Origin of the sequence: Flavobacterium panici (genome assembly GCF_903819335.1) — a bacterium.
GTDB lineage: Bacteria > Bacteroidota > Bacteroidia > Flavobacteriales > Flavobacteriaceae > Flavobacterium > Flavobacterium panici.
Genome location: NZ_CAIJDE010000069.1, coordinates 15,324 through 29,127, shown reverse-complemented (window position 1 = coordinate 29,127; position 13,804 = coordinate 15,324). Strand labels below are relative to the sequence as shown.

The 13,804-nt window shown below is 32.6% G+C and carries 14 protein-coding genes; 4 read left to right on the top strand and 10 right to left on the bottom strand.

Translation table 11 applies throughout. The annotated features are described in order from the left end of the window. Positions 1 to 177 precede the first annotated feature (177 nt). A complete protein-coding gene (locus tag FLAPXU55_RS23475) occupies positions 178 to 531 on the top strand; it encodes a DUF2200 domain-containing protein (protein ID WP_180861797.1) in 354 nt (117 codons plus the stop codon). Positions 532 to 622: 91 nt separating this feature from the next. Here FLAPXU55_RS23475 and FLAPXU55_RS23470 read toward each other — a convergent pair whose 3' ends face one another. Then, complete coding sequence (locus FLAPXU55_RS23470; RefSeq protein WP_180861795.1) at positions 623 to 2,971, bottom strand: outer membrane beta-barrel family protein; 2,349 nt, start codon at positions 2,969 to 2,971, stop codon at positions 623 to 625. A gap of 340 nt (positions 2,972 to 3,311) precedes the next feature. On the opposite strand from FLAPXU55_RS23470, the gene FLAPXU55_RS23465 reads away from it, so the two are divergent. Together FLAPXU55_RS23465 and FLAPXU55_RS23460 are read left to right on the top strand one after the other, a co-directional pair. Continuing rightward, positions 3,312 to 4,400 carry a sensor histidine kinase gene (locus tag FLAPXU55_RS23465; RefSeq protein ID WP_180861793.1) on the top strand — a complete coding sequence of 363 codons (1,089 nt, stop codon included), beginning with the start codon at positions 3,312 to 3,314 and terminating at the stop codon, positions 4,398 to 4,400. Position 4,401: 1 nt separating this feature from the next. Next, positions 4,402 to 5,106, top strand: coding sequence for a LytR/AlgR family response regulator transcription factor (locus tag FLAPXU55_RS23460; protein ID WP_180861791.1), 705 nt, complete (start codon positions 4,402 to 4,404; stop codon positions 5,104 to 5,106). Positions 5,107 to 5,180: 74 nt separating this feature from the next. Here FLAPXU55_RS23460 and FLAPXU55_RS23455 read toward each other — a convergent pair whose 3' ends face one another. From FLAPXU55_RS23455 to FLAPXU55_RS23415, 9 genes are all read right to left on the bottom strand, one after another. Next, entirely contained in the window at positions 5,181 to 5,546 is a 366-nt protein-coding gene (locus tag FLAPXU55_RS23455; protein WP_180861789.1) for a hypothetical protein, read from the bottom strand. A gap of 140 nt (positions 5,547 to 5,686) precedes the next feature. Next, positions 5,687 to 6,619, bottom strand: a complete 933-nt coding sequence (locus FLAPXU55_RS23450) for a transglutaminase-like domain-containing protein (protein WP_053473201.1) — start codon at positions 6,617 to 6,619, stop codon at positions 5,687 to 5,689. Between the two features lie 17 nt (positions 6,620 to 6,636). Further along, the gene (locus FLAPXU55_RS23445) at positions 6,637 to 7,488 is read right to left on the bottom strand and encodes a substrate-binding domain-containing protein (protein ID WP_180861787.1); all 852 of its coding nucleotides are present in this window, start codon (positions 7,486 to 7,488) and stop codon (positions 6,637 to 6,639) included. A 52-nt stretch (positions 7,489 to 7,540) separates the two neighbouring features. Next, positions 7,541 to 8,014: a DUF4265 domain-containing protein gene (locus FLAPXU55_RS23440; protein WP_053473199.1), complete on the bottom strand. Its 474-nt coding sequence runs from the start codon at positions 8,012 to 8,014 to the stop codon at positions 7,541 to 7,543. Then, positions 8,014 to 8,406, bottom strand: a complete 393-nt coding sequence (locus tag FLAPXU55_RS23435; RefSeq protein ID WP_180861784.1) for a VOC family protein — start codon at positions 8,404 to 8,406, stop codon at positions 8,014 to 8,016. The genes FLAPXU55_RS23440 and FLAPXU55_RS23435 overlap by 1 nt, the downstream gene beginning before the upstream one ends. Positions 8,407 to 8,409: 3 nt before the next feature. Continuing rightward, a complete protein-coding gene (locus tag FLAPXU55_RS23430) occupies positions 8,410 to 8,850 on the bottom strand; it encodes a DinB family protein (RefSeq protein ID WP_180861783.1) in 441 nt (146 codons plus the stop codon). Continuing rightward, positions 8,850 to 9,722, bottom strand: coding sequence for a nucleoside phosphorylase (locus FLAPXU55_RS23425; RefSeq protein WP_180861781.1), 873 nt, complete (start codon positions 9,720 to 9,722; stop codon positions 8,850 to 8,852). The genes FLAPXU55_RS23430 and FLAPXU55_RS23425 overlap by 1 nt, the downstream gene beginning before the upstream one ends. Positions 9,723 to 9,991: 269 nt before the next feature. Next, positions 9,992 to 10,324, bottom strand: a complete 333-nt coding sequence (locus FLAPXU55_RS23420) for a translation initiation factor (protein ID WP_180861779.1) — start codon at positions 10,322 to 10,324, stop codon at positions 9,992 to 9,994. A gap of 114 nt (positions 10,325 to 10,438) precedes the next feature. Beyond that, positions 10,439 to 11,389: an isopenicillin N synthase family dioxygenase gene (locus FLAPXU55_RS23415; protein WP_180861777.1), complete on the bottom strand. Its 951-nt coding sequence runs from the start codon at positions 11,387 to 11,389 to the stop codon at positions 10,439 to 10,441. A gap of 370 nt (positions 11,390 to 11,759) precedes the next feature. Between FLAPXU55_RS23415 and FLAPXU55_RS23410 the strand changes: the two genes are divergently transcribed. Continuing rightward, complete coding sequence (locus FLAPXU55_RS23410) at positions 11,760 to 13,736, top strand: alpha-ketoacid dehydrogenase subunit alpha/beta (protein WP_180861775.1); 1,977 nt, start codon at positions 11,760 to 11,762, stop codon at positions 13,734 to 13,736. The last annotated feature ends 68 nt before the right edge of the window (positions 13,737 to 13,804 follow it).

Below are 13,804 nucleotides of genomic sequence, written 5' to 3'. Positions count from 1 at the left end.
ATTAAAGGTAAAAGTTCCGAAGGAACGATTCATATTGTAGCAACGGATTTTAATCCGTTGAAAATAATGCGACATGCATAATACGTTCCGTAGGAACGGTTGATATTCATTTTGTTAATTTTAACCAATAGAATTCAATTTTTTTATAATTTTAAATTCATTAAAAAAGAAGAAAACATGAATAATAATGCTAAAGTATTTCAATATTCATTTGCGAGTATTTATCGATTATACAAGGAAAAAGTAGAAAAGAAGGGACGCACGGCAGAAGAAGTAGATACGGTTATACTTTGGCTGACGGGTTATAACGATAAACAATTTAGAGATCAAATCGAAAAGAAAGCAGATTTGCAAACCTTTTTTGCAGAAGCACCAAACTTAAATCCAAATGCATCTAAAATTACTGGCGTAATCTGCGGTTACCGAATTAAAGATATCGAAGATCCGCTAATGCAAAAGATTCGCTACATGGATAAATTAGTAGACGAATTGGCCAAAGGAAAGAAAATGGAAAAAATCCTAAGAGAATAAAAGCAAAAGCCGTTTTAGTAAATTAAAACGGCTTTCTAATTAAAATTAAGTTTTGGAATTTGGAATTTAAAAATTGGAATTTAAACCTTTTTTACATATTATCAGGTAGACGATCCGCATCATTTTTACTTCTGTTAAAGCGATAAATAACATTAAGATTAATATATCTTCCTTGCGATCTGGCTTCAGATTCCAAATAGTAATATTGAGTTGTAATTTTTTCAGTCGTAATCTGCGAATTGAATAAGTTATTTACATTTAAAGTTACCGACATTTTATCTCCAAGAAAATCTTTGCTCAAGCCTAAATTTGCACTATACTGCGCTTCTGTAAGCGATTGAACGCCTTGATTTTTTCCTCGGTATCTAAAACTGAATTCTCCCGAAATAATTTTAGGAAACTTCACGACAGATCTAAAGTTGGAAAGCCAGGTTTGATCTTCGGCATTATAATTTACATTTTCAAAAGTTCCCTGCTGTTTAAATTTGTAATAATTAAAATCTAAAGCCAGTCTAAGCCATTTTGTTGGATTATACGTTGTCGAAACTTCTGCACCGTAACGGTCTTCAGTATCAAGGTTTACAGGCGTGCTTACAAAATAATTTTCATCAGTACGTTTTACTATGTATTCAAAATAATTAGTTGTATGCTTGTAATAAACAGACGGATTAATGCTGAATTTTCCCGGTTTTGTTAATAATGTAAACTCAAAAGAATTGGTAAACATTGGGTTCAAATCTGGATTTCCTACGGTTAAATTTCTTAAATCTGAAACTCCCGAAAACGGATTTAACTGCCAGAATCTTGGTCTGTTGATACGTTTACTGTAGCTCAACTGTAAATCTGTTTTTTCGGTTAAATTATATACAAAATGCAGCGTAGGGAAGAGGTTAATGTAGTTTTTAGCATTGTTAAACGTGTTTTTAGTATCGGCTATTTTAATATCTGATAGTTCAGAACGCAGACCTAACTGGTAATTGAACTTTTTGTATTTGCTCGAAAACTGAAAATAAGCACTGTATAAATTCTCATCATATTTTAATTTATTGGTAAATTGTTCTTGTAGTACATTATCCAGAATGGTGTGATAATCACTTCTTAACGCACGAAGATCACTTCTAATTCCCATTTCAATTTTAGAATTTTCAGAAATTGGATTTACAAAATCTGATTTTATAAAAATATCATTACTGCTTTCAATATCTCTCGAATACAAATTAGAAACCGATGCATTAAAAGGAAATGTTTTTTGCTGTGTAATGTATTGGTTTTCATCATCATTCCAGAAATCGTATTGCAAACTTGTGGTCCATTTTTTATCCTTTCTGTCAAATGTTTTTACATAATTTAATTCTAATGCATTGTAAATTTGAGGCTCTTTATATTTTTCGGATCTTGAAATAATACTATCCGTAACATTATTTGCATTAGCATAATTGTAGTTGTAATGCATTTTGTTGTTATTGTTGTCTTTACTACGGTAATAACTTCCTGTTAATGTGTTTTTTGCATTGATATAATAATCCCCGCCTACGTACATATTATACACGCCAATGCTTCGTTTCATATCATCATATTGATTTAAAATAGTCGTTGTACCGTTATCTGTATTCGTTTGAAACTGTTTGTTATAACCATAAATATCTAAATAACGATACCCTAAATTTCCAAAAAGATTTACTTTTTCTGTCTTATAACTCACATTGGCATTTAAGTTATGTCTCGCAGGATTTCCAATTCCGGCCTGAAGCGAACCGTTGAAACCTTTCATGGTGTTCTTTTTCATAATAATATTAATGATTCCCGCACCGCCCTGAGCTTCATATGCCGAGGAAGGATTAGTAATAACTTCTACTTTTTCAATATTAGCTGCTGATATTTGTGACAAACCATTATTTGCGGTCAGCATAGAAGGTTTGCCGTTTATCAATACCGTAACACTGCTGTTTCCTCTAAGGCTTACAACTCCTGCAATATCAACATTTACCGAAGGAACGTTGTTTAAAATATCATTGGCAGATCCGCCGCTGGATAAAATATCTTTTCCAACATTAAAGACTTTTTTATCAATTTTCATTTCTACCGCTGATTTTTCGGCAATAACGTTTACTTCGTTTAATTGATTGATGCTTTCTTCTAAAAGAATGTCTTTCATGACAATATCTTTATTTAATTGGATATTTTCGACTGTAAAAGTCTTGTACGACATATAAACTGCTTTCAATTGGTAATTTCCTGAATTGCTTTTTAAAATGTAATTTCCATCAGCGTCTGTAACAGCTTCTTTTTTATTTTCTGCAGATGATAATAAAAGTGTTACATAAGGTAAAGCCTGTTTAGTTTTAGAATCTACTATTTTTCCTTTGATAGTAAATTGTGAAGTTTGTGCTCCAGATGTGAAGCTGAATAGTAATACGATTAATAATGTTAACTGTTTCATTTTTTGATTGGTTTAGAATTTTAAGCAAAACTCCTTTTTAATTTCACTCAAAATTTTCACGCATGATATAAGGGCGATTATTGCGTATAAACAATCAAATAGAAACCATAAATCGTGTTTATAGCCAATTTTTATATGTTCGTATCTTTTTTTTGCATGTTCATCGACAACTATTTTGTCTTTCTAAATAAATGTTAACTTTGATTTACTTAGATTTTTAGTTGCTAAGATTCTGAGACACTAAGTTTTTTTTTAAAATCAGCAACTTAGAAAAGAATAATAAACCTTTAGAAAAAATCTTAGAATCTTAGACCCTTAGCAACTCAGCAACTCAACAAACATGACACCATTCGAAAAAATTATAAAGTTCTCTAAAGAGCACAGAATAAGTACCCATATTATTTTTTGGACATTTATTTTTATTATGTTTTTTAGCAAAAACACTTCTTCTGAACCAGAAGAATTATGGGTTGATATAGCATACACATTATATTATGAGTTGTTTTCTATCATTGGGGCTTATTTTATGTCTTATAGAATTTTACCTCGCCTAATGATTACACAAAAGCATAATTGGGTTTGGGCAGAATTGGTTCTGGGAAGTTATGCTATCTCTGTTATTGCCAGAATTGCAATGGTGTACGGCTTGGAAACTCTCACGCGCAAACGACCTTTTAATCAGGAACCTATCGCCGAAATCCTAACCGATTTACCAACTTTATTTGGAGCTTATTTTTTGCATATTCTTTCGTTATCTATATTCTTTATTTTTATAAAATTGATAAAAGATCAGTATGTCGTTCAGAAAAGGTCTTTACTGCTGGAAAAACAAAAAGCAGAAACCGAATTAAAAATCCTGAAAGCACAATTAAACCCTCATTTTTTGTTTAATACGCTTAATAATATTTATTCGCTTTCCATTACAAATTCTCCAATAACTTCAAAATCAATTGCTGTTTTGTCCGAGATTTTAGATTGCATTTTATACCGATGCAGTGCGACTTATGTTCCTATTTCTCAGGAAATTTCCTTGCTTGAAAATTATATTACGCTTGAAAAACTGAGATATGACGAGCATTTAAGCGTAGTATTCAATCATTCTATAGATCATAATAAATCTATTGCGCCTTTGATTTTACTTTCTTTGGTCGAAAATGCTTTTAAACATGGAGCAGGAGAGGACACGGGAAGTTCTCCTAACATTCAAATTGATTTGAAGCTGCAAGGTAATCGTTTTGAGTTTAAGATTGTAAACTCCATAAATAAAATTGACAGCGAATCTGGAAATGGAAAAATTGGATTAAATAATATTATCCAGCAGCTTGATAAAATTTATCCGGAACATTATACTTTTGATGTTACTAAAACAGAAAAGGATTTTACGGCTTATTTGCAGATTAATTTAGCAACCGAATATAATTTAGCTTAAAATGAAAATAAAGTGTTTATTAGTCGACGACGAGCCTTTAGCAATCAGCTTATTGCAGAATCATATTAGTAAATTAGATTATTTTGAAGTGGTAGGCACTTGTCCAAACGCTTTAAAAGCCGCCGATGTATTGCGAACAACGGCTGTAGATTTGATGTTTTTAGATATTAAAATGCCGCAGATTACAGGAATAGATTTTTTAAAAACATTAAAGAATCCGCCGGCTGTTATTTTTACTACCGCTTACCGCGAATACGCCTTAGAAAGCTACGAGCTCGATATTGTGGATTATCTTTTAAAACCGGTTACTTTCGATCGTTTTTTTAAAGCCGCAGATCGTTATTTAAGAATTAGCGGACCTGTAAACAGCAAAATAATTACGCCTTCGCAGGAAGATTATATTTATATCAAAAACGGGCCAAAATTCAATAAAGTAAACGTTGACATGATTTTGTATATCGAAAGTGTCAAAGATTATATTATTGTACATCAAAAAGATGGTGTAAAATTAAATGCCAAATATAAAATCAGCGATATCGAATTAGAATTGCAGGATAAAAACTTCCTCAGAATTCATCGTTCTTTTATTATTAACTTGAAAAACATAACGGCATTTACACCTTACGATGTTGAAATTGGAACTATTGAAATTCCTATTGGAGCGAGTTATAAAGAATACGTTTTTAAAATTTTAAAAAATTCATAGCAATAAAAAACTCCTTAAATGATTTACTTAAGGAGTTTTTTATTGCTTTTGTGGTTATATCAGGATAGCAAAGCTTATATTTTTTTGAGCGTAAGTTTCATTTCTTTACTGTCCAGAATTAATTCGTCACTGGTAATAGTACTTTCGCAAGGGTATGGGGTGCCAACTTCATCTTTAATTACTAAACTTTTTCCACCTTTTGTCAATGCATAAGTACCATTTGTAATTTCTCTTGTCAAGAATCCGGTAACATGCCCATCTTTTGTAAATGTTAAAGTTCCATCCGTTAAAATTACAGCTTTTAAAGAATCCGAAATGGGCATTTTCGGTTCTACCGCTGTAATTTTCCAAGAGCTTACCAGTGTATTTCTCTTAGAACATGAAATCATTAATACTGCAGCCAATGCAAGCGCGAAGATAAATAATTTAGATTTTTTCATGATTTTGTGATTAAAGATTAGAAATGAAAAGGTACGAAAAAAAATATTATCTATAACGATATAGCTACAGAAAGTGATATTGAGTTGTCTGATTTCTAATATCTTATAGAAAAACCTAGCTTTTTAAGAGTTTCAAAAAATCAATTCAGGGTCAAAGCTCCCAAAATTTCTTCATACATAAACGGGCCTCCGGGATAAGTTGCTGTATAATCCAGGTTCATCCAGACTTGTCCGCGTTCATCAATATGGTAATGCAGATTTTTACCATAACTTTCTCTTGGAAAAAGTACATTTTTAATTAAATAGTTGACCTTTTCCAGATCAATCATAGAGCCTATTAATATTTCGGGATAAATATGGCCTTTGGTGTGTATAAGTCTTGGAGTTCCGCCAATAGAGCGAATTGCCGCCGCCATTAAAATAGAATGATCATCACAATCTCCCGAAAAATATTCTAAAGATTCGCTGGCAGTAGCAATATAATCGCCTTCTTTTGGGTCGTTGACATAATTCCAGCGTCCGTTTATTTCTTTAAAAACAGCAAAACATTGAATTATAGTTCTGTAATCAGAATAGCCTTTTATTCCTTTAAAATGCTTTGAAGTAGCCATAATAGCAAAATTTCGAACTTTCGGATTTTGATATTCAATGGCACTTATAATTTTTGATTTATTGGGAAACGGCAGCAGTTTTGCCACAATTATATCCTGTGGATATGGATTGTCTGACATGGTATAAATCATCGAATTATAATCTTCAGAAATCTCGCTGAAACCATAATTCCCAATAACTGATCCGTAAAATAAAACCAATAAATAAACCGCAACGCATAAAATAATTATGGTTCGCAGATACATTAGCAAAAAGAAAACAACAGCAAAAACAAAAATGAATATAAAAACACGATCCAGATTGAAAGCCCATTCCAGATCGATCAGGTTTTGATGCAGAATGATAAATATGGGAATCGTAATAAAAAGACTCAACACAGAAATAATAATCCTATCCCAAGGTGATTTCACCTGTAATTTGGATTTTAGCTGCGGTAGGTCAATTTTGGGAAAATTTATCATAAGAATCAAAAGCAGTTTTACAGCGCTTTCACCGTTTCAACAAAAGTACTTTTTTTATCAATAATTCCCAGATCAAATAATTGATTTTGAATTTTGATAAATGTTTTTTCACTTAAATGTTTTTGTGACCATTGTGTTAATTTCAGCCATTCCTGAATATCTTCAACTTTTTGATTGAATAATTCGGCTAAAGTCTTGTCAATATCAGGAATCTGCGCAAAATCATGCGTTGTTTTATTAATAACTTCCAATACTTTTTCAACCACTTTTGGATTCTTTTTCAAGAATTCGTCGCGAACCGTGATTACAAATGAAGGCCATGGAGTAGGACAGTCGCCCACACGCCTGAAAATTCCCTGATCAACCAGCGGTTTTGTCATAAAACGTTCCCACATAAAATAATCTGCAGTTTCGTTTGTCAAAGCTTCAACAGCGCCGTCAATAGTATTAATAATTTCAAATTGAAGCTTATCACTGTTCCAGCCTTGCTCATTAGCATTTACATAAGCCATTAATTGGGAACCTGAACCAATTCTTGAAATCGCAACTTTCTTGTTTTCTAAATCTTTTACAGTTTCGAAATCTGATTTTGCTGCAACGTGAATGCCCCAAATTAAAGGTGACTGCACATAAATCTGAACAATTTTACTTGGGTTTCCTGCCGTAATATCTTTTACAATTCCTTCTGTCAAGATAACGGCCATATCAGCCTCGCCGTCGCGCAGCATCTGACACATTTTTCCGGTACCTTCAGGAACGTTTTTCCATTGTAAATCGATATTTTCTGCTTCAAATTCGCCATTTTCAATGCATAAATGCCATGGCAGATTGAAGTGTTCAGGAACACCTGCAATTTTTACAGTTTTCATTATAGTTTAAGTTTAAGTTAAGTTTGGTATGCGTATTTTTAAGTTTGTAAGTTTAGTTTTTTATTAAATCAGCCCTGTGTTTGTCTGAAAGGCAAGGTTCTGCATATTGAATAATTTCCTGAGATTCGTATTCGTTTAAAATACTTCTCACAATCGAATAATCAACATCGCGAACCACTTCTACAGAAAGAAAATTATCATTTAATCCTTCTGATAAACAATTTATTGCTTTTAGTTTTTCTCTGATGATTTCCTTGTCAAATCCTTTTTCCAAAATAATCACCTGAACAATTGAATTTCCTGAATTTTCAATTGTTTCTTTATAAACCAGGCGATCTTCCTCTTCATCAAATTCGGCATAAAATAAATCATCAGTAGCAATCAACGGTCCGAAAAATGGGATATTATCTAATTTAAAAAGTCCTTTTTCTAAATCTACAATTTCGGCCCACATCGTTTCTGAAACTGTTTCTTCTAAATAATCACTGTAATATTTAAATAATATTTTTTTATGTGTTTCCTGCATTATTCTATTTCGTTTATTATGGCTTTTAAGGATGATATTACAATACGATAACCATCTGGATCCTGGATCATTTTTCCGTTCTCGTTCCAAAACGGATTAACTGCAGTTATCGTTGCAATATTATGGTGTATAAGCTTATTTATTAATTCGTTGTAATCTGAAATTGTTTTGGGATAAAGCACAATTACATCGTCTTCATCAAAAGAATGATTGGGTTTTACATTGGATTGTGTAAACTCAAAATGCCAGTCTAAACCTGATTTTCCAATAAAAATTCCATCGTAATTATTGTGTTTTTCAAAACCTCCCAATTGTTCAAAACCGAGAATATCGACGTAAAAATCTTCAATTCTTTTTAAATCATTCGTATGTCTTGCTACTCTTAAAAACATAATCTAAGATTTTATCTGATTGATATGATGTTCTAAATGTTCTACATAATCCGTCATAAGAAACCTTAAATCAATCACAGATTCATCACTCAAAACAATTTTATAATCTAAAGCCTTCTCGTCAACAGATTTCATGAGCCTCACAATTTGCTTGTTTAATACCAGCCACAACTGCAAAAGCTCATCAGGATCCATTATTTGATACTGATTTAAATTTACTAAATCTATTTGATTATACGGTCGGTGGTGATAAGGTTTTTCTAGATAATTAATTTCAGTAAAACGTACCAAATTATGAATTGCTGAATCTGTCAAATGCCCTAAAATTTCTTTTTTAGACCATTTTCCAGCGGCTTTAGCTTCTAAAACTTCGGTACTTAATGTTGGAAAATGATTCACATTTTCGTTCAGTAATTTTTCAAATTTAAGAATAGCTGCCTGCATTATTTACTACTTGAAAGTTTATTCAATGTATAAGTAATCAATTCATCAACAGCTTTATAAGGATCTTCACTAAAAGTTCCCGAAGCACGATTGGCAATAATTGCATTTAAAGATAAAGCATTATGTCCTAAAAGAGAAGAAAGCCCATAAATTGCTGCAGTTTCCATTTCAAGATTAGTAATGCGATTATCATTAAAATCAAAATTATCCATTTTATTGTTTAATTCTTCATCCTGAATATTCAATCTCAAAACACGGCCTTGCGGACCATAAAATCCTCCGGCTGTAGCAGTTATTCCTTTAAAAATTTTATCAGATTCGATAATTTTTTCCAGTTTCTCTGAACACGGAATTACGTAAGGTCTTCCTTTTCTAATATCCCAGTTGGTGTGAAGAATAAAAGCATCTTCAAGAGCCGTATTCGAAACTTCGTCAATTAAATAGGAGCGAAGCATGTTATCTAATCCAAGCCCAAATTTTGACATTACAAAACTGTCAACAGAAATATCTGCCTGCAAAGAACCCGAAGTTCCGATTCTGACAATATTTAAAGAAGTCAATTTTTCTTTTGGCTGACGTGTTTTTAAATCGATGTTTACTAAAGCATCTAATTCATTTAAAACAATATCGATATTATCAGGCCCAATTCCGGTTGACATTACAGAGATTCTTTTTCCTTTGTAAATTCCTGTTTGGGTTTTGAATTCTCTTTTTTGTGTCGAATATTCAATCGAATCAAAAAACTGAGTAATTTTTTCGACTCTATTCTGGTCTCCAACAAAAATAATATCGTTGGCAATATGTTCAGGACGAAGGTTTAAGTGGTAAACACTTCCGTCCGGGTTAAGTATTAATTCTGATGCTTTTATCATTTCTTTTTAGTTACTAAGGTTCTGAGATGCTAAGATTCTAAGTTTTTTTAAGGTACAAAGTTGCAAAGAGGCAAAGATTCAAAGGTTTCTGTAGAGGCGCACAGCTGTGCATCTATAAAATTCCAAAATTTAAATTCCAAATTCCAATTACTCAAATTTACACAAAGCTTTGCGAACTTTGCATTTTACAAAAATCCAAATTATAAAAATTCTTAGCGAACTTTGCGTTAAAATAAAAATTGGAATTTGGAATTTAAATTTTGGAATTTTTATCCCCCGACACGCTTCGTTTTAAATCCTTTTTCTTTTAAAATTGCCATAATTTTGTCGCGGTAATCGCCTTGAATGATGATCGAATCATCTTTAAAAGTACCGCCAACGCTCAATTTTGTTTTGATTTCTTTGGCTAATACTTTAAAATCTTCATCGCTTCCTTCATAACCTTCAATTATAGTTGTTGGTTTTCCTTTGCGTTTTTCAAATTTACAAATCATTGGTTCTTTTTGTACATACAAAACATGATCTTGTTCCTGAATTTCCTCAGGTTCGTTTGATTCTTCGTGATCTGGAAATAAGTTTTTTAACTGATCTTTTAAGTCCATAAATTTTTTATTCTAAAAAATAAATTCCAAATATTAAGGCTTTTAAAAATTAAATTCCAAACTCCAATATGAGTTTGGAATTTGGAATTTTAATATTGAAATTTATTTAAGTTTTTATTTCTTAATTAAACCTAATTCTACCAAACGTTCGTGTAAAAACTCGCCCGCTGAAATATCTTCATATTTCTTAGGATGTTCTGCATCAATACAGTTATCCAAACAATCCAGACGCATATCGCTTACAGGATGCATAAAAAACGGAACTGAATAACGAGAAGTTCCCCATAATTCCCTAGGCGGATTTACAACCTGGTGAATTGTAGATTTAAGTTTATTATTAGTATGTCTTGACAACATATCGCCAACATTAATCACTAATTCGTCGTCTGCCGCAATAGCGTCAATCCATTCACCATCGTGGTTTTGAACCTGAAGTCCTTTACCTTGGGCACCCATTAATAAAGTGATTAAATTAATATCACCGTGAGCCGCTGCACGAATTGCATTTTCTGGTTCAGAAGTAATTGGAGGATAATGAATTGGTCTTAAAATAGAGTTTCCTTCTTTTGCATAATCATCAAAATAAAACTCATCAAGTCCAAGGTGTAAAGCCAAAGCTCTTAAAACATAAATTCCTGTTTTTTCAAGCATTTGGTAAGCCTCTTTACCAACTTCATTAAAACGAGGCAATTCTTTAACTTCTACATTTTCAGGATATTCTGAAGCCCATTTAGAATCTTTGTCAACATACTGGCCAAAATGCCAGAATTCCTTCAAATCTCCCTCTTTACGTCCTTTAGCATGTTCTTTTCCAAAAGAGACATAACCTCTTTGACCGCCAATTCCGGGAATTTCATAATTATGCTTAGTTTCTACTGGCAAGGCGAAAAATTTTCTAATTTCACCATAAAGTTCGTCTACCAATTTGTCATCTAAGAAATGACCTTTTAAGGCAACGAAGCCAATGTTTTCAAATGCACTGCCGATTTCATTTACAAATTTTTGTTTACGTTTCGGGTCGTCCGAAAGGAAATCACGTAAGTCTACACTAGGAATGTTTTGCATACTTTACATTTTTATTTAAGAAAAAAAGGCGCATTAAGCCTTTCAATAACAAAGGTAGAGAATATTTTATATTTGAATTTTATAAATTACCATAAAATTTAGTTTTATATCCAATTTTTAATACAAATTCTGAATTAAAATTTTAAAAACTGAAAAATTAATGCATTTATTTTTTGTAGCTAAAATTTTATAAAAAATACTGGTCTGACGAAAAAATCCGATTATATTTGTGTTCGCTTTTTTTAAACCGAAAACTGCAAATTATTTTCTATTTTTATAGAATTAATGATATGCGTTTTTAAATTATTTAACAATTAGATGTAAAATTGTTATATTTTTTTATATTTGAAAAACTAAACTTACTACAAAAATGATCTTTTACAGAGAAAACCTTACTGACGAAAAATTACTAGATTTATATAAAAAAATCCTGAAACCGCGCTTGATCGAAGAGAAAATGCTTATTTTGATCCGACAAGGAAAAGTTTCAAAATGGTTTTCAGGAATTGGACAGGAAGCTATTGCAGTAGGGGTAACGTCTGTTTTAGACGAATCTGAATACGTATTACCAATGCACCGAAACCTTGGTGTGTTTACAACCAGAAATATTCCATTGCACCGACTTTTTTCGCAATGGCAGGGAAAAGCAAACGGTTTTACAAAAGGCCGTGACAGAAGTTTTCACTTTGGAACTCAGGAATACAATATTATAGGTATGATTTCGCATTTGGGTCCGCAATTAGGAATTGCTGACGGAATTGCGCTAGCCAATAAACTTCAGGACAATAAAAAAATCACAGCGGTTTTTACCGGAGAAGGCGCTACCAGCGAAGGAGATTTTCACGAAGCATTGAATATTGCAGCAGTTTGGAAACTTCCGGTTATGTTTGTTATCGAAAACAACGGCTACGGACTTTCTACACCAACAAACGAACAATATTTATGTGAAAACCTTGCCGATAAAGGAATTGGTTACGGTATTGAAAGCTGGATTATTGACGGAAATAATATTGTTGAAGTCTACAACAAACTATCGAAGTTAAAACAGGAAATGATCGATAACCCGCATCCGGTTTTATTAGAATTTAAAACATTCAGAATGCGCGGGCACGAAGAGGCGAGTGGTACAAAATATGTTCCGCAGGAATTGATGGATGAATGGGAAGCTAAAGATCCGGTTACCAATTATAGAAAATATCTAACAGAAATTGGAGTTCTTACCGAAAAACTGGACGAACAATTGCGTGCTGAAATAAAGCTGGAAATTGATGAAAACTGGGCAATGGCAAATGCCGAACCTGAAATAGAGCCAACTTATAGCGGAGAATTAGATGATGTTTATAAAGATTTTGAATATGAGGAATATACTCATGGCGAAGAAGTAAAAAATATTCGTTTTATAGATGCTATTCGAAATGGTTTAGAGCAATCTATGTGGCGTAATAAAAACTTGGTCATTATGGGTCAGGACATTGCTGAATATGGTGGTGCTTTTAAAATTACAGATGGATTTGTTGATGCTTTTGGAAAAGATCGCGTACGTAATACACCAATCTGCGAAAGTGCCGTAGTTTCGGCTGCAATGGGATTATCTATTAATAATTATAAGGCGATTGTCGAAATGCAGTTTGCTGATTTTGTTTCGACAGGTTTTAACCCAATTGTCAATTTATTAGCAAAGTCACATTATCGCTGGGGCGAAAAAGCCGATGTTGTCGTTAGAATGCCTTGCGGCGGAGGAACTCAAGCCGGCCCATTTCACTCGCAGACAAATGAAGCCTGGTTTACAAAAACTCCAGGTTTAAAAGTTGTTTATCCGGCATTTCCTTATGATGCAAAAGGTTTATTGAATACTGCGATTAACGATCCAAATCCGGTTTTGTTTTTTGAGCATAAACAATTATACAGAAGTGTTTATCAAGACGTTCCAACAGATTATTATACTATTCCGTTTGGGAAAGCGGCTTTATTAAAAGAAGGAAATGCGGTAACCATTATTGCTTTTGGAGCTCCGGTTCACTGGGCTTTAGAAACTTTAGCCAATAATCCTGAAATCCATGCTGATTTAATTGACTTAAGAACTTTGCAACCGCTTGATACCGAAACTATTTTTGCTTCGGTTAAAAAGACCGGAAAAGCTATTATTTATCAGGAAGACACTATGTTTGGCGGAATCGCAAGCGATCTTTCGGCTTTAATTATGGAAGAATGTTTTGAATATTTAGACGGCCCGGTAAAAAGAGTCGCAAGTTTAGATTCCCCAATTCCGTTTACAAAAGCGCTTGAAGATCAGTTTTTAGCTAAGAATAGATTTGAAGAAGTTTTATTCGAGTTACTAAGATACTAAGATTCTAAGTTGCTAAGATATTGAGGTTCTAAGATACTAAGATTAGTTCTGAGTTTAAAAAAAACTTA